Below are 20,867 nucleotides of genomic sequence, written 5' to 3'. Positions count from 1 at the left end.
GATGAATTTAGATTTTGCTGATGCCCTATCAATAGCGGCGGCTGTATGCAGTGGTCAAGTGAGTGCAGTTGCAGTTACTCAAGCTGCACTCACAAAAATTGCCACTATAGACCACAAAATTAACAGTTTTACCACTGTCACCACAGAAACAGCCTTAGCAGATGCAGCCAAAATTGATCAAGAAATCGCCCAAGGTAATCATCCAGGTTTACTAGCTGGTGTACCTTTTGCTGTGAAAAATCTGTTTGATATTGCTGGTATCACCACTCTAGCTGGTGCAGAAATTAACGCCGAAAATCCCCCAGCGACCCAAGATGCAACCGCAGTTGCCAAGTTGAAACAAGCTGGTGCTGTGCTGGTTGGTGCTTTAAATATGGATGAGTACGCCTATGGATTTGTTACGGAAAACTTTCATTATGGCGCTACTCATAACCCTCATGATTTACAACGCATTGCAGGTGGTTCTTCTGGTGGTTCGGCGGCGGCGGTGGCGGCTGGCTTAGTTCCCTTCACCCTCGGTTCTGATACTAATGGTTCTATTCGTGTACCTGCGGCTTTATGTGGGGTGTTTGGTTTTAAGCCAACTTACGGACGGTTATCACGGGCTGGTGTAGCTTTATTTTCGAGTAGTTTTGACCATATTGGCAGTTTTGCCCGTTCGGTAAGGGATACGGCGGCGATTTTTGATGTGTTGCAAGGAAAAGATGAACGTGATCCGATTTCTAGTCAACGTCCGCCAGAGTTATGTTTACCCCAACTCCATCAAGATATTTCTCATCTGCGAATTGCCATAGCCGATGATTATTTTATTCAAGGTGCCACCCCAGAAGCATTAGCCGCAGTTCACAAAGTTGCAGAGGCGTTGGGAGTAACTCAATCTGTCACCATACCCGAAGCTAAACGCGCCCGTGCAGCAGCTTTTGTGATTACCGCCAGTGAAGGCGCAAATCTGCATTTAGATCAATTGCGATCGCGCCCCCAAGATTTTGACCCTGCAACCCGCGATCGCTTTTTGGCTGGGGCTTTAATTCCTAGTAATTGGTACATACAAGCCCAACGATTTCGCCGTTGGTATAGAGATCAAGTCCGCGCCGTCTTTCAAAATGTCGATATTATTCTCGCCCCCACCACACCAATTTCCGCACCATTTATCGGTCAGCAAACCATGATTTTAAATGGTGAGGAAATTTTAGTGCGCCCACATTTAGGATTATTTACCCAACCCTTATCTTTTATTGGCTTACCTGTTTTATCAGTGCCAATTCACCATCCCAATGCTTTACCTTTAGGTGTGCAGATGATCGCCGCCCCCTACAATGAAGCATTAATCTTGCAAGTCGCCGCCGCCTTACCCGAATTTCTCACGCATGGGTAGGGAGTGTGGGAAGTGTGGGAAGTGTGGGGGGTGTGGGGAGTGTGGGGAGTGTGGGGAGTGTGGGAAGTGTGGGGGGTGTGGGAAGTGTGGGGAGTGTGGGGAGTGTGGGGGGTGTGGGGAGTGTGGGAAGTGTGGGAAGTGTGGGAGGGATGGAAGGGGTAATTTCTGCACCAATAAGTCAAATGAGTATTAAGTAAATTTCTCACTCATTACTCATTACTCATTACTCATTACTTTTTTCAATCAGTCGCTGTACCTTATAAACATCGAATCTACTGTCATTACGAATTAAGAATTGGTATGATTCCATCCTTGCATTTCCACCAATTCTATACATAGTTCATTAATTTGTTCCAAATCAGGTTTCGCAGGTAAAGTTGATTTTTCATACACATCTTCCATTTGTGCTACTAAATCTTCTGCCATTTGCATCACCTGTTCATAACTGTATTCACCCTTGAGAATTGCTTTTAAATCATCAACATCTCCAGCCATTCTTCTATCAACAATTACTTCTCCTCGCTGCAATATTTCTAAGCCACTGCGAAGTAATCTAATGCAGTGCATTCCATGTTTCAAGTCAAATCCAGACTGTCTTTCCATTTCGGCTCTCGCTGGATTGCGATTTTTTTGCCAAGATAAATATGCTTTCCATTCTCGCACAGCAATTTGATAGCTTTGGCTTTTTTGCAGCAGTCTAATAAAGTCTTTTCGACCATAAGTTAAATGTTCGGTATATTCTAAAGCTTCATTAGGTAAAGCATATTGTTTGAGTACACCTTTAAAATCAATATCTGCTGTTAATAATTTATATAATTGCTCGGCTTCTTCTAAAAATTCAATTCGCCCTCTAATTAATAAGTAAAGATACTCCAAAAAAGCATTTAGCTCATCTTTACTGAGTGGCTCTTCATTTTCTATCCCATAATCAGCAGGTAACGGTTGCTTTTGGGGTGGATTTAATAACCATTTGCGATGGGTTTCCATCTTTTTGATTTGAGCAAAAGCATAACCTGTATAAGTATGCCTAACTTTCTTCGTTAAAAATAAATTTCTATGTTTAATTAAATATTGACCAACTTCAGTTAACACCGGATATTTATGTAACCACAGCAATTCCAAAACATTGGGATTTGCCCCTGCTAATAATTGCAGGATTTTTCTTAATTCATAAATAACTGTATCTTTATTGCCATCAATAAACGGAAATATCCCTGGTTCATCCCAACCAGTATCTTTTTGTTCGATACTGTCAAATCCCAAATAATATCTTTTAGGCGCAATAAACACGCCCCGAAAATCCAAATCTGAGTCAGGACGATTTAACCCATAACCGTGACTACCAGCTAAACCAATCAAAATGGTTCTTTGTTCGACTTCTATTCTTTTCATACCAGATGATTAAAATAGCGATCGTAACTCATCTAGTAGGCGACAGGTTACAGCGTTAATTGTTATTTGCTTTAAGAACCGAAACCCCAAATTACCTACACAGCTTTAGAAAGCTACTTTTTTTACCCGATTTACTGAACAAGTGCTAAAATCCTCAGATGGACAGTTAGGATATCCCAATGCCAGTTGTAGCTAACGCAATCAAATTTGGTACAGATGGCTGGCGGGGTGTGATTGGTGAAGAGTTCACCTTTGAACGCCTTGCCTTGGTAGCGCCAGTAGCCGCGAAAGTCTTATATGATACTTATTACTCGACAGTCGGTAGCCGAACTATTATCGTCGGTTACGATCGCCGTTTTATGGCGGAAGACTTCGCCCGTGCTGTTGCTGATGCTGTTACCGCCGTCGGATTTGATGTTTTGCTGAGTGAATCATTTGCCCCAACACCGGCTTTTAGCTGGGCTGCTAAAGAACTCAATGCTTTGGGAGCGTTAGTGATTACAGCTAGTCATAATCCTGGTGCATATTTAGGGTTAAAAGTCAAAGGATATTTTGGTGGTTCGGTCTCACCAGAAGTTACAAAAGATATAGAAGCATTGTTAACTCAGGGAGTCCCCAAGGCGACTACTCCGGGAAAATTAGGGAAGTTTGACCCCTGGCCTAGTTACACCACAGGGCTAGAAGGTAAAGTTGAGATTGCCAAAATTCGAGAAGCGATCGCCTCTGGTAAACTAACGGTATTCGCAGATGTGATGCACGGTGCAGCAGCTGGCGGACTGGCAAGATTATTGGGTGATCAGGTCAAAGAACTCAATAGCAACCGTGACCCGTTATTTGGTGGTGGTGCGCCGGAACCATTACCGAAATATCTTTCTCAGTTATTTGAAGTCATCAAAACTCACCACGAAACAAATCAATCTGGTTTAACAGTTGGTTTAGTATTTGATGGAGATTGCGATCGCATTGCGGCGGTAGACCAAGAAGCTAATTTCTTAAGTTCGCAAATTTTAATCCCGATATTAATTGACCACTTAACGCGGCGACGTGGTTTCACCGGGGAAATTATCAAAACTGTCAGTGGTTCTGACTTGATTCCCCGTGTCGCAGCACTGCACAATCTGTCATTGTTTGAAACACCAGTCGGTTACAAATACATCGCCGACAGAATGTTAGTTTCACAAGTACTCTTAGGTGGGGAAGAATCTGGTGGGATTGGTTATGGTAGCCACATTCCCGAACGAGACGCGCTACTTTCAGCATTGTATGTCCTAGAAGCAATTGTCGAATCTGGGCGCGATTTGAGTGAATATTATTCTGACTTGCAACAACAAACAGGGTTTAATTCGGCTTACGATCGCATCGATTTACCCTTAGCTAGTATGGAAGTGCGATCGCGTCTTTTGCAACAACTCCAAACCCAACCCTTAACAGAAATTGCTGGAAAAGCAGTCATTGATTGTCAAACAATCGACGGTTACAAATTTCGCCTCGCTGACCACAGTTGGTTAATGATTCGCTTTAGCGGAACTGAACCAGTTTTGCGCCTCTACTGCGAAGCCTCAACCATCGAGGAAGTACATAAAACCCTTGATTGGGCGAGACAGTGGGCAGAATAATATCAGTGAACAGTTATCAGTTGTCAGTTATCACGTTTAATTGTTAACTGTTAACTGTTAACTGTTCGCTGAAAATATGACCAAATTACTCGTAGTTGCTACAAGCAATCCAGGTAAGTTAAAGGAAATGCAAGCTTACCTGATAGATTCTGGTTGGGAATTAACGCTGAAGCCAGAAGAATTAGAAGTTGAAGAAACAGGTGATACATTTGCGGCTAACGCTTGTTTAAAAGCCTCCGAAGTGGCCAAAGCTACAGGACAATGGGCGATCGCTGATGATTCTGGTTTGCAGGTAGATGCTTTGAATGGTGTACCGGGAGTATATTCGGCGCGTTATGGCAAAACCGACGCAGAGAGAATTTCGCGGTTATTAACAGAATTAGGTGATGAAAGTAACAGACAAGCACAATTTGTCTGTGTAGTAGCGATCGCCCGTCCAGATGGTGAGATAGCTGTACAATGCGAAGGTATTTGTCGTGGTGAAATACTTCATGCACCCCGTGGGGAGGGTGGTTTTGGCTATGATCCTGTATTTTATGTTCCCGAAAAACAGTTAACCTTTGCCCAAATGTCACCAGAGGAGAAAAAATCAGTTAGTCATCGTGGTCAAGCGTTTGCGGTGTTAATCCCACAACTGAGTACAATACTGAGTGCTGAGTAAAGTTTCGACTTTCTATTTTTATCGACTTAGCAATTACCATTTACAAATTACTATGGCTATAGCGATCGCACTCCATACAGACTCAATTAATACCTTAGATTTATCCCCCGCTTTAACGGTAATTGAACCACTGCTGCAAGAGGGAATTGCTGCTTATGAACAGCAATTAAGCTTTAACATCGACTACCCTCTAGATCCCGGCGACCCCCGCGAACTTTCCGAGGTTCCAGAGTTACGCCTGTGGTTTATTCGTTTAGATGCAAAATATCCTTGGATACCTTTTTTATTAGATTGGAAATCAGGAGAATTAGCTCGTTATACAGCTATGCTTGTACCACATCAATTCAGTAATAAAGAAGGCATTCAATATAATCCTGAAGCATTAGAAATATTTTTAATGCACAAAATCTTTGTTTTAAATGACTGGTTAAAACAACAAGCAATTCCCAGTTCATCCCGGCTAAAATCGATGGCGCAAATGCTGGGTTATGAATTAGATGACGGATTTTTTGAGATGTTTTAAATCATAGTTTACAGGCGAAATTTGATGTTCGCTTGTAAACATTACAATTCAATTTACGAGCATTGATCGGAGTCGAAATGCGTCCTCTAAATAATTGTGTCTACCTACTTATCTACCCGATAAAGATAAAATCGTTCACTATCTACCCAAGCTCTTTTAAAACTCTTGATAGGGAAAATATTTAAATCATCTTGATTGATATTAAGTTCTTTATTTAAAATCAATAAAATTCTGCTCTCAACGGCTTGACTCTGAAATAAAGCATGAATTTGTCTCAATATCTCCGGCTGGTCAACATCTTGACGACCTTGTTTAAATAAAGTGAAACTTCCCATCATTTGCCGTTCAGGATAGTATAATTGCCTATTTAGATAACCTGATAATGCAGCCATATTTACATCTCGACTGGCTACAATAAATTCATCATTTAACTGATTTTGTTGGATGTAATGAGCAGTTTCTCTGCTGGCAGAAAATGGGATAACTAAGTTTCTAGCAAAGCCGTAAACACCTCCAAATAATTGAGCAGACAGAATTAATGTAAAAACAATGTAATGCCATTTTTGCGCTAAATTAAATAATCTTGGTGTTGGAGACAATTTATTTTCCAACACCAGAGAATTTTGAAAATAACTCTCTAGCCATAAGGCTGCGATAAAAACTAAATAAAAATGTCCAAAGTGACGATGATGTCCGGCAAAGCGTAAATAAGTAAATGCCAGTAGGATAAAGTTACCTACTGCATACATAAACAGCACAACTGGTTTTTTAGAAAATTTTATCAAGTATAAAGTGAATATCAAAATACTTATACAAGCACAGATACTTAAATCTAGCAATCTTTTTTTGGGGATAATTAACAAATAACTAGCCAACAATCTGTTGATACTTTTCAACAAATTGAATATATCTAAATTGGTTGACCATCCGTTATTTAATCCGCCATGTAAATAACTATTGGCAGGCGGAGTAATAATATAAACTGATAATATTAAAGAAAATATAACTATTAAAAAACTTAAAATCAAATCATATTTTTTACTGGTTTCAAAATATTTTCTCCTCTGCTCACTATCAAAACAAAATTCAAATAGCAGTGTTAATGATAAAGCCAATGAAACGAGTAATCCATAAGCACTACTATTTGCTAATAAGCCTATTAAACTAGATAAATACAAATAAGTTTTTTTTCGAGATGGAAAGACAGCACAAAAAGCAAAAATAAATAGGAGACTAAAAGCATAGTTACGGGAAATTAGAAAATATTCATAAAAAGGAAAATAACCAAAAATAAATAGTAATTTATGTTTATTTTTAAAGGGACTATATAAGTAAAATATAAGAACCGCAGTAATTGTAATAGATAAGTGAAATAATTGCATAATTAAGGGATTGTCGGCAATTCTTCTCAAAAATGCTAGAGAAAAATACCACAAGACTGGATGCCCTTCATATTTAATATTGGCAATTAAATCTGTGAAAGATTCACTATCTCTCACAATCAACCAAGGGTTGAGTTCATCACGCCACATTGCATGATTGAGAATACCTATAAGACCTAGTATTGAAAAAATAACTACGCTCAACCAAGGATAGAGAGAAAATAGAGTTGAAATCCGATTAATGGCTGTTTTAGCTAACATTGCTTGGAAATTATTTTTTCAATTTATGTAGATGTTTATACAGGTTCTATAAGACACTGCACTCTATAAATATTGTAGAGACGTTGTATACAACGTCTCTACAATAACTGGCTACTATTACAATACTACTTATGAGTTTTATGCAGCTATTTCTTCTAGCGGGTGTAAATTTTGCTGAAACAGTTGAGTAATTTTCTCAGCAGGTGCAGGGATACCAAAGTAATATCCTTGACCTTCTTGACAGCCACATTTTTGTAAATACTCTAGCTGTTCTTGGGTTTCTACTCCTTCTGCGGTGATGTTTAACTGGAGACTTTTGGCTAAGGCAATAATGGCATCGGTGATAGCTGCACTCTCCGGGTTAGATATGACATCTTGTACAAATGAACGATCAATTTTGATCATATTTACAGGGAAACGGTTCAAGTAGTTTAAAGAAGAATAACCAGTACCGAAGTCATCTAAGGCTAACCATACGCCCAGTTCTCGTAATTGTTTGAGGGTTTTTACAGAACGTTGAATGTCACCCATTAAAGAGCTTTCCGTGACTTCTAATTCTAAGTAGGATGGTGGTAACTCTGTTTCTTGCAGGATTTGTTTGACAACCTCTACTAAGTTTGGTTCTTCAAACTGTCTGGCTGAAAGGTTGACTGACATCCGAATAGGTTCCATTCCAGCTAATTGCCAAGCCCGATTTTGAGCGCAGGCGGTACGTAATACCCATTCTCCAATTGAGATAATTAAACCGTTGTTTTCGGCAATGGGGATAAATTTGGCGGGAGAAATCAAACCATGTATGGGATGTTGCCAACGTACAAGTGCTTCTAGTGCGGTTACTTGTCTAGTATGCAAATCAATTAGGGGTTGATAGTAAACTACCATTTCTCTACGTTCTAATGCTCCCCGTAATTCATTTTCTAGTGTTAATCGCTCTTGCAACTGAGCGTTAATTTCTGGGGAATAGAAGCGATATTGACTGCGCCCTTGCTGTTTTGCTTGGTAAAGGGCGATGTGAGCCTGTTGTAATAATTGATCTACAGAATTACGATCGCCTACACTGTTGATTGTGATGCCAACGCTGGCGGTAATGTGAATTTGCTGCCCTTCGATGAGGAAAGGTTTGGAAACTGTATTTAAAAGTAACTGCGAGAGTTTGATGACATTCTCAAAGGAGAGTATATCAGTGTGGGCGATCGCAAATTCATCTTGGCTCAAATGGGATAGGATATCCGTTTGACTTATACAATTAGTTAAACGTTGGGCAACTGCTCTTAACAGCAAGTTGGATTTTTCATGCTCCAACCCATAACTCATACCTGCGAAATCGTCAATACCCAGCACCAGCAATGCTGCAAGCTGCTGCTGATTGTGCGATTGTGATATGTTCTGATACAGGCGATCGCAGAATAAATCCCGATTGGGTAATCCAGTTAAATTATCATAATTAGTAATTTGATGAATTAACTCATCTAACTTGTGCAGAGTTTGGGTAGTATCTGCCATTAATGTACCTGCCTCATCTACATATTCTGTAGGCAGTTCCGGTAATTTTTTAGTATGAAAATAATCTTGTAGTGCCGCCGAAGTTAAAATAACTGGAGCCAGAAGATATCGAAGTGCATATAGTGTTGCGGCTGTACCTGCAAGTGTAGAGAATAAAGCAATTAACAATACTTTTACTGCTATCTCCCAAGAATAGGAGTTAGATGTCACAAACCAGAATAGTAAAGTCAGCAATGGTACATGAGTCCCTAAAAAAGCTACCAGCATAATTTTTGCTGTATAGCTATTTTTCAACCAGCGAAATTTAGCTAGAGATGAGTATAGGTAAAGTTGGTGATTCAGTTTCATAGATGCTATTTGAGGGTAGATAGTTGGCAAATTAATTACTAAGTTTTTCTGGCAGAAAAATTGTAGGGATTTATTACCTTAATTTCCAGAAAAATGCAGTGATTCAAATTCATCTATTCAGTTTATAAAATGCTCTCTATAGTTTTTGTAAAGGTAAATCCATAACCTATTTCCGTACTAAAAAATGATTAGTAAAATTACTGTTTAATATATAAACACTTGATGAATTTTTAGGATTGAGTTAATTGAGTGGTATGGCAGTAATATTTTAGATATTTAACCTAATCTTCATATATTAGCCAGAGCATTTAATGTGATTCTGAAATGATGCCTATAAACCTCTAAAATCAAGGATTATTACCAACTATAAAAATATGACAACCAAATTTTATCTAATGGTTGATGAATGAAAATCACAAATTATATTTAATAGATATATGAGGCTAGTGATAAATGCAATGAATCTTATTTGAGAAAAGTGTATTGATTTACAGAACAAAATAATTTAAGAAAAGTTTAAATCCAACAGTCTAATTCTATGCTTTGATTGGCAATTAACGTCGTTATTATACTAGACCACCTAAGTATTAAGTGAATGAGCGCAAATAAAAAATGCTTTTTTCTTAACCAAATCATTAACTATCAATTTTACAGTCATCCGAATGGTGAATAAAACATATTTACTTAAAACTTCAGCAAAAAAAATCAAAAAACAGCCTGTAACCTAGATACACAAGCTGTTTTTAATCACTGTTTATGTTTGATTGAATTAGACATTCTAGGAAATTTAAAAAAGCATCTATCTGAAGATAGTTTTTGTGGATAATCAGATATGCTAAAAACAACGAGCTAACTGACTACAAGTTTTGTCGATTCAAAATCCAAGGTAAAAGTTTAGCAATATTTTTTGCATCATCAATACCACGATGATGAGTTCCTTGTAATTCTATATTGACGAGTTGCAATGCTTCTGCCATACCATATCGCTTGGATAAGCCTTGACTGTCACTAAACTGTTGTTTGAGATTGACGTGAGGATAAGCAATCGGAAAAGGAAGATTGTGAAACTTGCTATCTTGTTTAAACTGGTTGCGATCGTAATCTCCCCAAGAACCGAACACAGCATTGGAGTAATTAGATAACCATTTTTGCAGTATAGCGATCGCTTCGGGATATTCTGGCGCTTGTTCAACCTGTGTCTGAGTAATCGATGTTAATGATTTACAAAATTCAGTCAGTTTGGGATAACGCACTGGCTTGATAAAAGTTTGAAACTCATCGATAACTTTTAAAGTCTGCGCCTCAACCATCACGGCTCCAATTTCGATGATTTCCATCTCATGCCGTTTTATAGTTCCTTGATCACAACAAGTTGCTTCTAAATCAAGTACTAATAAGTAATCATACTGATTTAAGTTCATCATCACACCGCAAACTTTGAAAGAATATAGCAATCGTAAATGATTTGCAAATATCTCTGCCTTGCCTACCTTGTCTGCCTTGTCTACCTTGTCTCTTCTGTTCCCATATCAAATAGGAATGCTATATTTTTTCAGATCAATTTGGTGTTGCTACATATCTAACAGTATTTGGTCACATCTTCACCACATTCATCTGCCAGATACATCAAACATTTGAAACGCAGACTAACTACTTGTTCATAAAACGGATTTAACTTGCACAAAGGTGGAATGTGAAACAGTTTCCGCCCTAAAACTGATACAGTTCTTTCAAAGGGACAATGAGCAGGAATAAGTTTACACAAAATTCTAGCAAGTTGATCATTACGGATTTCTAAAACATCAAGCTGATGACGTAGCTGGGTTAAGAAGTTGCTCTTCTGTTGAAATTGATTGGATAAACCCATAGCGGAAATTTCCTTTAGTCCATTGTCACCCCTCTAAAGTTACAACGATATTTTGAGAAGAACATAGTATAACTACTAGATTATTTTGTGGATTTATAAAATTTGACTATTAATCTCGTAAAATTGCTGAGGAGGTAATCAAGGAAGTGAGTTAAAGCGCAAAACCGTGGGAAATAGCAGTCAGTATATATACATATATACAATAAAAATCCTAAATTATTGATTAGCATCTCTCCCTTGTCTTCCTTGTCTCCCTTATCTCCCTCATCTCTGATGTTCACATATCAAATATAATAATTTCAGCATTTACCAATTACCCCCCATTACAAATGGCAATACTTCAAATAATTGAACCAGAAGTGAAAGATTTGGGTGGGTTTATTGCCCGCCGTAGTTTGCCATATCCTCAGCGTCAAATGGTCGGGCCGTTTATTTTTTTTGATCATCTTGGCCCCTCTGTTTTGCCAGCTAACAAAGGTATTGATGTCCGTCCACATCCTCATATTAATTTAGCAACGCTGACTTACTTATTTGATGGTGCAATTATGCACCGTGATAGTTTAGGTGTGGTGCAAGAAATTCAACCGGGTGCAGTTAACTGGATGACGGCAGGAAAGGGAATTGTACATTCAGAGCGATCGCCTGACTTTGACCGCTTCAATGAAGTTACAATTCATGGTATTCAAACTTGGATTGCTTTACCTGTTGAGTACGAAGAAATTGACCCTTGGTTTGTTCACTATACTGCTGAAACTCTCCCTAGTTGGTCAGAAAATGGCGCTGTTATCAAACTAATTGCGGGAGAAGCTTCTGGTTATACCTCACCTGTAAAGGTGTTTTCTCCTATCCTTTATTTAGAAGTGGTACTTTCTGCCAATGCTAACTTTACTGTCCCGGCTGGTTATTCTGAAAGAGCAGTATACAGCGTTACTGAAGGGTTGAGTATTAATAATGAACCGCTAGAACCATATCGCCTCGCTATTCTAGAGCCAGATCATGAAGTCAAAGTTTCTGCTAATACTGCGGCTCGATGTATTGTGATTGGTGGTGAGCCGTTGGGTCAACGTTACAAATGGTGGAATTTTGTTTCTAGCCGACCAGAACGAATAGAACAAGCAAAAGCCGATTGGCGCGACAACAGTTTTGCTAGTGTGCCGAATGAAACAGAGTTTATTCCCCTACCAGAAGTGGTGACAGAGGCTAATCCTTTGTAGTCTTCTAAGAAAAATAGTGGGTGTAAAAGTATTATCCTTTGCTTCCCAAATCCCCGACTCTCTTTGGCAAGGGTGCAGGGGTATAGGGGAGCCACTGGCGTGAGCGGGTTTCCCGACTTGAGCCAAGTGGCGTGTGTATGTATCTAAAACCCTTACACCACACACCCTTACACCCAATCTTCACAGACAATCTTGGTGCGTAAGTCCTGCTAAAAAGTAAACGTACTCCGCAGAACACCGACAGTAGTAGTTTCATTTCTGCTGTCACCTTCAGGGTTAAACAACACAAAAGCACCAGGAGTAATGCTGATATTATCTGTCAGCTTAAAGCGATAATACGCCTCTAAATGGTAAGGAGTAGCACGATTTACCCCATCTGGAGCCAGTTGTGCCGCACCACTAGCATCCGAACGAAACAACGGTTGTCCAAAAATAATCCCTGCATTATTGCCTGATTTAAATAAATCATTAAAGTGCAGCCCTACCATCCAGCTAGTAAATGTAGTGGAAGCATTAACAGCACCACCAGAAGAAGCATCCACAAACATCGCAGCACCATAACCAGACAAAGCTACCTTCGGCGAAAAGCGCCAAGTTAACGTACCACCAACAGAATTAAGTGTGACAGGTGTCCCTAACTCAACACCAGCTAACGCGCCAATATCATCACGAACTAATCCTGTACCTAAGATGTTAATTTCGTGATAACTGTGGGCATAGTTTAAACCTACATCTATCGAATTAGTAGGTTTAAAAGTTAATTGAGTGCTGATTACATTACTACCACCAAACACACCCGCACCCAAAGGCGTGTTAGAAACCCCAGGAACAATATCACCTGCTTCCTGCGGTATGTTAGCGTTAACACTACCATACAAAGCTCTGAAATCTAACTGGGGAGAAATACTAAAAATAAATCCCGCCGCCGATGCTAAACCAGTTCCCGAAGTCCCACCAGAAACTCGCGCCACAGGATTTAAACCTGCAAACCGCGAAATCGACTCATTTCCTTCACCATAAAAAGGTGTAATAGCAGGAAAAGCGTCTGTTGCTTCCGCCGCAGTTCCCGCAAACAACGTTAACTTATCCGCGACTGGAAAAACATACAGTAATTTATATAGTTGTACGCTGTTCGCTGACTGCGCGGATAAAGTTTTCACATCAAAACCAGGAAAAAGCGGTTCAAAACTTGTCCTCGCACTACTAGAAACCAATAAATCAGAAGCTAACCCTAAACTATTTTGTAAGCTTCCACTACCATTTACATCACCCAAAAAGTTATAAGCTTGCAAACCAGTAATTAATAAATCTTTCCCGGTAAAACTAGTGCTGAGATTTAACCGTACTCTGTTCACCAAAATAATATTAGGATCACCCTGATTAGGTGCGCCACCTGTAGCACCAATCCCGGCAATAATTACCTCGCCATTGAGTTTAGTAGTAGTAGAAAATTGATTGGCTTCTAGTTCGGCGGTGCGTCCTTCTAGTGCATCCACTCGTCCCCGGAGAGTTGCGAGTTCTGCTGCAAAATCTTCTTGTAATTTTTGTAAGGTTGCTAAATCTTCTTTTTTAACTAAATCAGAAGTGGCTGTGGCGATGAGTTCGTTAACTCTTTCTAAACAAGCATTTAAGCCTGCTGCAAACTCATAACGAGTCATAGCACGATTGCCACGATAACTACCATTGGGATAACCAGCAATACAACCATAGCGTTCCACCAAAGATTGTAAGGCTTGAAAAGCCCAATCAGTTGGTTGCACATCAGACAATTGTGATACAGATGTTACTTGAGGGTTATCGTTATTGTCTGATGTCTGCAACTCATGAGACGCTGAGGAATCTTGTATTTCTGCCTCACTTTTGATAGCCGGTGCTTGTGGTTGGCTACCATCGGCAAGAATCAACTTAGTTTCAGTAGCAGCAACTTGGCTGTTGATAATTGCTGATTTTTGCGGAACATTTACCAATGAATTATTATCTATTGGTACGGAGTTAGCTAGGGCTTGTATGGGTAACAATCCATTAATTAAACATAAAAAACTAGCTCCACTAGCAGAAGCTAGGAGATACTTAGCCATGACCACTCCTCACAGATATAGAATATTAAAAAAATTTATCTACGATATTTGACAGTTATGAAGTATTGCCAAATGGAATATCCTAAACCATCTTGCTTCTCATCAGTAATTACCGTAGATCATAAAATCTAGTAAATACTATTTAGATAAAAAAATCTCATTAATCGTGATTTATAATTTTAATTCTTTTGATAAACTTATTTTAATCATTTGAAAAAATCTATAGTAATCATAGATAATCCTAAGCAGCAGAAATCCTCAATTTCTTAAATAAGTCGGGGATATGAATTTAGCAAAATTTAGAAATAAAAAAATATTTAACTTTGTAATTCTTAGATATTTTAATTATTGGTAAAAAACGAAAAAATTCCCTTATAAAGGGTAGATATAAACTGCAAAATTAACTTTATGATTGACCACAACGAAAGTACATTTCGGGGTATTGGGGAAATAGACCTTTATTACCAAAGCTGGCAACCAACAGGTAATGTCAAAGCTGTATTAGTGATTGTGCATGGTTTGGGCGGTCATAGTAGCAAATACAATAACATAGTTCAGCATTTTATCCCTAAACAATATGCTGTTTATAGCTTTGATTTGCGTGGTCATGGACGTTCTCCAGGGCAAAGAGGATATATTAATGCTTGGGCAGAATTCCGCGAAGATTTGCGAATTTTTTTAGAATTAATTCAAGCTCAACAACCAAAATTACCAATTTTTCTGTTAGGTCATAGTTTAGGTTCAATAGTTGTTTTAGATTATGTTTTGCGTTATCCCCAAGCTGCGGCTGTCCTGAAAGGTGTGATTCTTCTTGCACCAAGTTTAGGAAAAGTTGGTGTGTCACAGATTAAGCTATTACTAGGACAATTGCTATCACGAATATGGCCAAGGTTTACTTTAAATACTGGTCTTGATTTATCTGCTGGTGCAAGAGATGAGAAGGTTTTAGCTATCTATGCTCAAGATACTTTACGACACACTTTAGGAACGGCTCGTTTAGCAACAGAATTTTTGAATACTGTTAATTGGATTAATAACCATACTAATGAATGGCAATTACCATTATTAATTCTCCACGGTGGCGCAGACAGAATCACATTACCAGAAGGCAGTCAGATTTTTTATGAGCAACTAACTGCTTGTCAAGATAAGACAAGAATTATCTATCCAGAGGCTTATCATGAACTACAAGATGACCTCAATTATCAAGAAGTTTTAGCTGATTTAGAAAGTTGGTTAGCAGGACATTTGTTATCTAATTGAGAATATGGTTTAAAAGGGACACAAGGGAGATAGCCAGTAGGGTGTGTTAGGCGTAAGCCGTAACGCACCGAAAGCTTTGAGAGATGCGTTACTCTGTCGCTAACACATCCTACATTTATACGTATTTTTAAAAGTCCAAGATGATTCCTATATTATTTAGATATTTTTACTAATTTCTCGGTAATTGGCTTGATAATTTACTAGTGTTTCTTTCGCTTGTTGCGACACAAATGTATTTGCAGGAATTGTTTTTAAAATTTTAATCGCCTGTTGCCATTTAGATTTTGCTTGTCGGCGGACTGAGCGAGAACGAGGTGAGCTTTGGATCAAAAAGTTGGCTTCTATGGCTAATTTATGGGCTGTTGCTAAATTATTGAGAGCTTGTTTCTCTACAATTACTTTTTGACTGATTGCTTGGTGATTTAAGCGATAAAGAACTAATTTATCTTTCGCTTTAATAAAAACTGATGTTTTTTTCGGTATATTTTCTAGTAATTTGATTGCTTCTTGCCATTTCGATTCAGCTTGTTGCCAAACTACTAAAGGATGGGGTGGCGATTGTACTAAACCAGAGGCTTCTAAACCCAAATTTTGGGCGGATTTTAAATTAGCGATCGCAGTTTCTTCTTGATTAAATTTAGAGCGGAGTTGTTGGAGTTTGGGTAGTTCTGCTTTAATTATCCACCCCCCAAAACCTAAAGCTAATAAACTCACCACAAATATTCCGCCATAATGCGTTAGGTGTTGCTGTTTAAACTTTTTTGGCGGGTTAAACTCAAATAATTTCCATTGTTCAGTTTTGGGTTTAGGTATTTTTTTTTCTGATTTCACTCTCAAAGTACTAATCTGCAAAATTAAAGCATCGATTTTACTTTGATAAAATTCACAATCATTGATAATATCTGTTAATTCTTGTAATCTACCATCACCAGATATAATTAATTCTTGATCATCATCTAACCACTCTAGAGCAAAGCCGGATTTTCCACAAAAGGCGGAGACTCCCAATAAAATACTCAATAAGTTATGACTCTGCTTAATATTGTCAAAAATAAATTCTAATCTTTCCTTAATTTTAAAAGCATCTTCTTGAGCTTGAATAATCTGCTGAATTTGCTGTTGTAAGATTTTTGGCTTATTCAAATCGAGTTGGATTTTTAAAACTTCTTCGACAGCTTGAAATGTGGCAGGAATACTGTCATGACTAGCATCAAGGTTGAGTTGTTGGACTAATTGGATATCACTTAGAATATCGGCCGCGATCGCTTGGATTAAATCACCCCAATCAACCCAAACTTCGATTTTGGACTGAATTTGCTTGAGGGAAATATCTACTGGTAATTGTCCAAATTTGGCTGTCAGTAATCCAGGATAATCATATTTATAAATGTAGACTGTGTAATCTTCATCTATAACTGGCTTTGGTGCTACATCTAAATAAGCGCCTGTCGTTATCGGTGTTTTCTCTAACTGGCTAGACTTGATTTTCTCTTGAATATTGCGGAGTTGCTCTTGACCATGATTAATCATGACAATTTGTTGCATGATGTCATGAGCATGTCCAATATTGAGCCTCAGACCATGAACAATTTTTGGTAATTCATTTACCAGCGTTTCTAAATCAGCCATAAATATCCCTTGGGGATTTGCCGAAAGTTGATGTGAAACAATTAAAATGACTATGCAGCAAGGTGGTAGCTTGAAAACAAGCTTCGTCTTAGTTGGTGGTAGATTCAGCGTCCTGATAGATAGCAAATCTGAGGCGCTATTGATTCATACTTCCCGAAACTACTGCGAAAGTAACAAACTCAATTGAAAAATTTTCGATAAATGCACATGTTCTAATTAAAGTCAATCAATTTTAGATTTGAGATTGACTACGCCACACCTCTCAAGTCGCCAGATTTGCCGACAAAGCTTCTTTACTGGGGAATAGAGGCTCAATCTAAAATTTAAAATCTCAAGTTCGGAGGGTCAAAAATGAATGAAACTGATTTAGCGTTTACTCCAGCAGTGGAGTTGGCGCAATTAATCCGCCATCAGGAGGTGTCGCCACTGGAGTTGGTGGAAATATATTTACAAAGAATTGAACGGTTGAATCCCCAATTGGGAAGTTATTTTACGGTAACGGCAGAACTCGCGATCGCTGATGCCCAAGCAAAAACCGAAATGCTGGCCACAGCCGCCGAACTGCCGCCTTTTTTTGGTGTGCCAATTTCGATTAAAGACCTCAACACCGTGGCTGGTGTGCCTTGTACCTACGGCAATCCGGCGTTATTAAATAATGTTCCTAATTATGATGATGGGGTGGTAACGCGGATTAAACAGGCAGGTTTTATTATTCTTGGTAAAACTGCCACCTCCGAAATCGGTTCCTTTCCTTACACCGAACCCACAGGTTTTCCCCCGTCTAGAAATCCTTGGAATTTAGAATATACTTCCGGCGGTTCTAGTGGTGGTGCCGCCGCCGCCGTCGCCGCCGGATTATGTGCGATCGCGCAAGGTTCTGATGGTGGTGGTTCCATTCGTGGCCCGGCGGCTTGTTGTGGTTTGGTGGGGATTAAACCATCACGGGGTAGAGTTACCAAAGCCCCTGTCGGCGATCGCTTGGGGGGAATTGCTGTCAACGGCCCCATCGCCCGGACTGTGGCTGATGCAGCCGCGATGTTAGATGCTATTTCTGGTTACTTCACTGGTGATCCTTACTGGCTACCTGATCCTGAACCTTCTTTTCTGGCTGCTACCCAAGCCAAAGTTTCGGGCTTACGTATTGCCTTCTCAACAAAAATCCTGCCTTTGGGAACGGCTGACGCGAACTGTCAGCAAGGTGTATTGCAAACAGTCCAGTTATTAGAACAATTGGGTAATACTGTGACCGAAAGCTGTCCAGATTTTAGCGGCTTAGTCGAACCATTCCAAATTGTTTGGCAAGCGGGAGTTGCCGCATCGGGACTACCTGTGGAAGCTTTGCAGCCTGTGAACCGTTGGTTATTGGCGCGTACTGGTTCTGTGGCTGAATATCTCCGGGCTTTATCCCAACTGCAAATCGTCTCCCGGCAAATTGTGGCATTTTTTGAGAATTTTGATGTGTTGGTGTTGCCAGTGTATTTACATTCACCCATGCGCGTCGGGGAATGGGCGGCGTTGAGTCCCGAAGAGACATTTCAGAATATTATGCGCTGGGTTGCCCCTTGTCCCCCTGCCAACGCCACTGGACAACCTGCGATCGCCTTACCTGTGGGTTTTGATAGTCATGGTCTACCTATCAGTGTGCAACTGGTGGGTAAACCTGCGGCGGAAGCAACTTTAATTAGTCTCGCCGCCCAAATTGAAGCCGCAAAACCTTGGATTCAGCATCGTCCAGCCTTGTAAAACGTTAAGTTATTTTACAATTACACGGCACGGAGTCTTAAAATCACTGTCCAAGGGCGTAAATAACTGATGCCAAAGCTAAAAATTGGCTGATTGCGAATGGGCGGAATCGTCTGAATGTGCTGAATCCAGAGAAATGAAGCGCGATCGCTACTAGGGAAATCATACCTGGGAAAATTGGCGAAATCAGGCAGCAAAGAAACATCAACAGGGGTTTTTCTCTCGCCCAATAATTTAATTGTTGCGCTCACAACAGGGGTTTTTACTAAGTATTTATTCCTACTTTCAGGGTGGTTTTGAGTGCAACACACCCCCAAAAAACCCAAAAAATCCTGAAATCCATATAAATTAACGGTTTCATATATCCACTTCTGGCTACTACACCTTAGAATGATTCATTGAAAAGTCGAGCAGAAGGGATGTGTAGCGATTTTGAGTAAAAGTACTCCCGAAACACGACTTTTGTAGTTCCGCAAACAGAGGTTTCAGTAAAGATGCTACACAGTACATCTAAAAGAAATCTCAACTAAACCTGAAGGAGTTTATATGAACAAAGGCGAATTGGTTGATGCAGTCGCAGAAAAAGCCAGCGTTACCAAAAAACAAGCAGATGCAGTTTTGACTGCTGCTTTAGAAACCATTATTGAAGCGGTTTCTTCTGGTGATAAGGTGACACTGGTAGGTTTTGGTTCCTTTGAATCACGGGAACGTAAAGCCCGTGAAGGTCGTAACCCCAAAACAAACGAAAAAATGGAAATTCCGGCAACTAAAGTGCCTGCTTTCTCTGCTGGTAAACTCTTTAGAGAAAGAGTTGCACCCCCAAAATCTTAGGTTTAGTTTGGGGAATTTTGATTTTGATGCAGCAACCAGCACACGGGGGAAATTTAGCCTGGGCAGCAGCACTGGCTGGCTGTCCCCGTGATGCTATTCTTGATTTTTCTGCGAGCATCAGTCCATTAGGGCCACCGGATAGTGCGATCGCTGCGATTCAATCTCAAATTGGTAGTCTGAGGCACTATCCCGAACCAGAATATAGTGAACTGAGACTTGCTCTCAGTCACTTCCATCAATTACCGCCAGAGTGGATTTTGCCGGGTAACGGTTCCGCCGAATTATTAACTTTGGTAGGTAGAGAATTAGCAGAACTATCTGCAACAATCTTGTTGACTCCAGCCTTTGGTGATTACTACCGCACCTTGACGGCTTACAACGCTAAAGTTCTGGAGTTCCCGATCAATTTGGGACAGGGAGACAAGGAGACAAGGAGACAAAATGAAGTTTTTCTTCCCCACACCCCTCAACCCCTGCCCCCTCGCTCACTCACCAAACAACATGGGTTATTGTTAAACAATCCCCACAACCCCACAGGCAAAATGTTTTCGCGGCAGGAGATTTTACCACTGTTAGAAGAGTTTGCCTTAGTGGTAGTGGATGAAGCGTTTATGGATTTTGTGCCACCAGAAACAGAACAAAGCCTGATTTCCGTGGTGCAGGAACATAAGAATTTAGTCGTGTTGCGATCGCTAACCAAATTTTACAGTCTGCCGGGGCTAAGACTGGGATATGCGATCGCCCACCCGGATCGTTTGTCACGGTGGCAGACGTGGCGCGATCCCTGGCCTGTCAACAATCTCGCTGCGGCCGCCGCCATTGCTGTCATCAGCGACCAAAATTTTCAACAGCAAACTTGGCAATGGCTACCACCTACCCGAAACCAACTGTTTCAAGGTTTAGCCGCCATCCAAGGACTACAACCTCACACCAGTGCTGCCAACTTTTTACTAGTGACATCACAAACATCGAGTTTGCAGTTACAGCAACAATTACTCCAGCATCATCAGATTTTAATTCGAGATTGCCTGAGTTTTAAAGAATTAGGCGATCGCTTCTTCCGTGTCGCTGTGCGTTCTGTGTCCGATAACCAACGTTTATTAACAGCCCTGCAAGCATTACTGAACAATTAGTAAGTAACGCCGTGTGCAACTTTCTTTCAAACCTAACCCCCAACCCCT

The 20,867-nt window shown here is 39.9% G+C and carries 18 protein-coding genes; 10 read left to right on the top strand and 8 right to left on the bottom strand.

The window, feature by feature from the left end:
- Window position 1: 1 nt before the first annotated feature.
- The gene (locus tag H6G77_RS02255) at window positions 2-1,375 is read left to right on the top strand and encodes an AtzE family amidohydrolase (RefSeq protein WP_190870713.1); all 1,374 of its coding nucleotides are present in this window, start codon (window positions 2-4) and stop codon (window positions 1,373-1,375) included.
- 5 nt (window positions 1,376-1,380) lie between these two features.
- Entirely contained in the window at window positions 1,381-1,572 is a 192-nt protein-coding gene (locus H6G77_RS02250) for a hypothetical protein (protein ID WP_190870712.1), read from the top strand.
- A gap of 91 nt (window positions 1,573-1,663) precedes the next feature.
- Here H6G77_RS02250 and H6G77_RS02245 read toward each other — a convergent pair whose 3' ends face one another.
- A complete protein-coding gene (locus tag H6G77_RS02245) occupies window positions 1,664-2,767 on the bottom strand; it encodes a DNA polymerase beta superfamily protein (protein WP_190870711.1) in 1,104 nt (367 codons plus the stop codon).
- Window positions 2,768-2,946: 179 nt separating this feature from the next.
- Between H6G77_RS02245 and H6G77_RS02240 the strand changes: the two genes are divergently transcribed.
- From H6G77_RS02240 to H6G77_RS02230, 3 genes are all read left to right on the top strand, one after another.
- Complete coding sequence (locus H6G77_RS02240) at window positions 2,947-4,383, top strand: phosphoglucomutase/phosphomannomutase family protein (protein ID WP_190588082.1); 1,437 nt, start codon at window positions 2,947-2,949, stop codon at window positions 4,381-4,383.
- Between the two features lie 76 nt (window positions 4,384-4,459).
- Entirely contained in the window at window positions 4,460-5,044 is a 585-nt protein-coding gene (gene rdgB, locus H6G77_RS02235) for an RdgB/HAM1 family non-canonical purine NTP pyrophosphatase (RefSeq protein WP_190668589.1), read from the top strand.
- A gap of 52 nt (window positions 5,045-5,096) precedes the next feature.
- A complete protein-coding gene (locus H6G77_RS02230; RefSeq protein WP_190870710.1) occupies window positions 5,097-5,567 on the top strand; it encodes a CRR6 family NdhI maturation factor in 471 nt (156 codons plus the stop codon).
- Window positions 5,568-5,671: 104 nt separating this feature from the next.
- Here H6G77_RS02230 and H6G77_RS02225 read toward each other — a convergent pair whose 3' ends face one another.
- From H6G77_RS02225 to H6G77_RS02210, 4 genes are all read right to left on the bottom strand, one after another.
- On the bottom strand, window positions 5,672-7,210 hold the full coding sequence (locus H6G77_RS02225) for a hypothetical protein (RefSeq protein ID WP_190870709.1): 1,539 nt from the start codon (window positions 7,208-7,210) through the stop codon (window positions 5,672-5,674).
- A gap of 138 nt (window positions 7,211-7,348) precedes the next feature.
- Window positions 7,349-9,061 carry a bifunctional diguanylate cyclase/phosphodiesterase gene (locus H6G77_RS02220; RefSeq protein WP_190870708.1) on the bottom strand — a complete coding sequence of 571 codons (1,713 nt, stop codon included), beginning with the start codon at window positions 9,059-9,061 and terminating at the stop codon, window positions 7,349-7,351.
- Between the two features lie 857 nt (window positions 9,062-9,918).
- Window positions 9,919-10,485 carry a 3'-5' exonuclease gene (locus H6G77_RS02215; RefSeq protein ID WP_190870707.1) on the bottom strand — a complete coding sequence of 189 codons (567 nt, stop codon included), beginning with the start codon at window positions 10,483-10,485 and terminating at the stop codon, window positions 9,919-9,921.
- A gap of 155 nt (window positions 10,486-10,640) precedes the next feature.
- Window positions 10,641-10,928: a Mo-dependent nitrogenase C-terminal domain-containing protein gene (locus tag H6G77_RS02210; RefSeq protein WP_190588076.1), complete on the bottom strand. Its 288-nt coding sequence runs from the start codon at window positions 10,926-10,928 to the stop codon at window positions 10,641-10,643.
- Window positions 10,929-11,257: 329 nt separating this feature from the next.
- On the opposite strand from H6G77_RS02210, the gene H6G77_RS02205 reads away from it, so the two are divergent.
- A complete protein-coding gene (locus H6G77_RS02205) occupies window positions 11,258-12,142 on the top strand; it encodes a pirin family protein (RefSeq protein ID WP_190870706.1) in 885 nt (294 codons plus the stop codon).
- A 209-nt stretch (window positions 12,143-12,351) separates the two neighbouring features.
- Here H6G77_RS02205 and H6G77_RS02200 read toward each other — a convergent pair whose 3' ends face one another.
- On the bottom strand, window positions 12,352-14,220 hold the full coding sequence (locus H6G77_RS02200) for an iron uptake porin (protein ID WP_190870705.1): 1,869 nt from the start codon (window positions 14,218-14,220) through the stop codon (window positions 12,352-12,354).
- 408 nt (window positions 14,221-14,628) lie between these two features.
- Here H6G77_RS02200 and H6G77_RS02195 point away from each other — a divergent pair, with 408 nt between their 5' ends.
- Complete coding sequence (locus H6G77_RS02195; RefSeq protein WP_190588073.1) at window positions 14,629-15,483, top strand: alpha/beta hydrolase; 855 nt, start codon at window positions 14,629-14,631, stop codon at window positions 15,481-15,483.
- 156 nt (window positions 15,484-15,639) lie between these two features.
- On the opposite strand, the gene H6G77_RS02190 is transcribed toward H6G77_RS02195, so the two are convergent.
- Entirely contained in the window at window positions 15,640-17,238 is a 1,599-nt protein-coding gene (locus tag H6G77_RS02190; RefSeq protein WP_206758050.1) for a hypothetical protein, read from the bottom strand.
- Window positions 17,239-17,463: 225 nt separating this feature from the next.
- On the opposite strand from H6G77_RS02190, the gene H6G77_RS02180 reads away from it, so the two are divergent.
- Window positions 17,464-18,855 carry an amidase gene (locus tag H6G77_RS02180; RefSeq protein WP_190870703.1) on the top strand — a complete coding sequence of 464 codons (1,392 nt, stop codon included), beginning with the start codon at window positions 17,464-17,466 and terminating at the stop codon, window positions 18,853-18,855.
- Window positions 18,856-18,875: 20 nt separating this feature from the next.
- Here H6G77_RS02180 and H6G77_RS02175 read toward each other — a convergent pair whose 3' ends face one another.
- The gene (locus tag H6G77_RS02175; RefSeq protein ID WP_190588069.1) at window positions 18,876-19,106 is read right to left on the bottom strand and encodes a hypothetical protein; all 231 of its coding nucleotides are present in this window, start codon (window positions 19,104-19,106) and stop codon (window positions 18,876-18,878) included.
- A gap of 295 nt (window positions 19,107-19,401) precedes the next feature.
- Between H6G77_RS02175 and H6G77_RS02170 the strand changes: the two genes are divergently transcribed.
- Both H6G77_RS02170 and cobD read left to right on the top strand, forming a co-directional pair.
- A complete protein-coding gene (locus tag H6G77_RS02170; protein ID WP_015111786.1) occupies window positions 19,402-19,686 on the top strand; it encodes an HU family DNA-binding protein in 285 nt (94 codons plus the stop codon).
- 26 nt (window positions 19,687-19,712) lie between these two features.
- Entirely contained in the window at window positions 19,713-20,819 is a 1,107-nt protein-coding gene (gene cobD, locus H6G77_RS02165) for a threonine-phosphate decarboxylase CobD (protein ID WP_190588068.1), read from the top strand.
- Window positions 20,820-20,867 lie beyond the last annotated feature (48 nt).

The sequence above is a fragment of the Aulosira sp. FACHB-615 genome, from assembly GCF_014698045.1.
Taxonomy (GTDB): Bacteria; Cyanobacteriota; Cyanobacteriia; order Cyanobacteriales; family Nostocaceae; genus Nostoc_B.
Note: the sequence above shows the minus strand (reverse complement) of the source record. Positions and strands in the feature narration are given on the sequence as shown.

Coding starts and splice junctions, on each gene's coding strand:
- H6G77_RS02255 (WP_190870713.1), top strand. CDS start 2: ATGAATTTAGATTTTGCTGATGCCCTATCAATAGCGGCGGCTGTATGC.
- H6G77_RS02245 (WP_190870711.1), bottom strand. CDS start 2,767: ATGAAAAGAATAGAAGTCGAACAAAGAACCATTTTGATTGGTTTAGCT.
- H6G77_RS02240 (WP_190588082.1), top strand. CDS start 2,947: ATGCCAGTTGTAGCTAACGCAATCAAATTTGGTACAGATGGCTGGCGG.
- rdgB (WP_190668589.1), top strand. CDS start 4,460: ATGACCAAATTACTCGTAGTTGCTACAAGCAATCCAGGTAAGTTAAAG.
- H6G77_RS02230 (WP_190870710.1), top strand. CDS start 5,097: ATGGCTATAGCGATCGCACTCCATACAGACTCAATTAATACCTTAGAT.
- H6G77_RS02225 (WP_190870709.1), bottom strand. CDS start 7,210: ATGTTAGCTAAAACAGCCATTAATCGGATTTCAACTCTATTTTCTCTC.
- H6G77_RS02220 (WP_190870708.1), bottom strand. CDS start 9,061: ATGAAACTGAATCACCAACTTTACCTATACTCATCTCTAGCTAAATTT.
- H6G77_RS02215 (WP_190870707.1), bottom strand. CDS start 10,485: ATGATGAACTTAAATCAGTATGATTACTTATTAGTACTTGATTTAGAA.
- H6G77_RS02210 (WP_190588076.1), bottom strand. CDS start 10,928: ATGGGTTTATCCAATCAATTTCAACAGAAGAGCAACTTCTTAACCCAG.
- H6G77_RS02205 (WP_190870706.1), top strand. CDS start 11,258: ATGGCAATACTTCAAATAATTGAACCAGAAGTGAAAGATTTGGGTGGG.
- H6G77_RS02200 (WP_190870705.1), bottom strand. CDS start 14,220: ATGGCTAAGTATCTCCTAGCTTCTGCTAGTGGAGCTAGTTTTTTATGT.
- H6G77_RS02195 (WP_190588073.1), top strand. CDS start 14,629: ATGATTGACCACAACGAAAGTACATTTCGGGGTATTGGGGAAATAGAC.
- H6G77_RS02180 (WP_190870703.1), top strand. CDS start 17,464: ATGAATGAAACTGATTTAGCGTTTACTCCAGCAGTGGAGTTGGCGCAA.
- H6G77_RS02170 (WP_015111786.1), top strand. CDS start 19,402: ATGAACAAAGGCGAATTGGTTGATGCAGTCGCAGAAAAAGCCAGCGTT.
- cobD (WP_190588068.1), top strand. CDS start 19,713: ATGCAGCAACCAGCACACGGGGGAAATTTAGCCTGGGCAGCAGCACTG.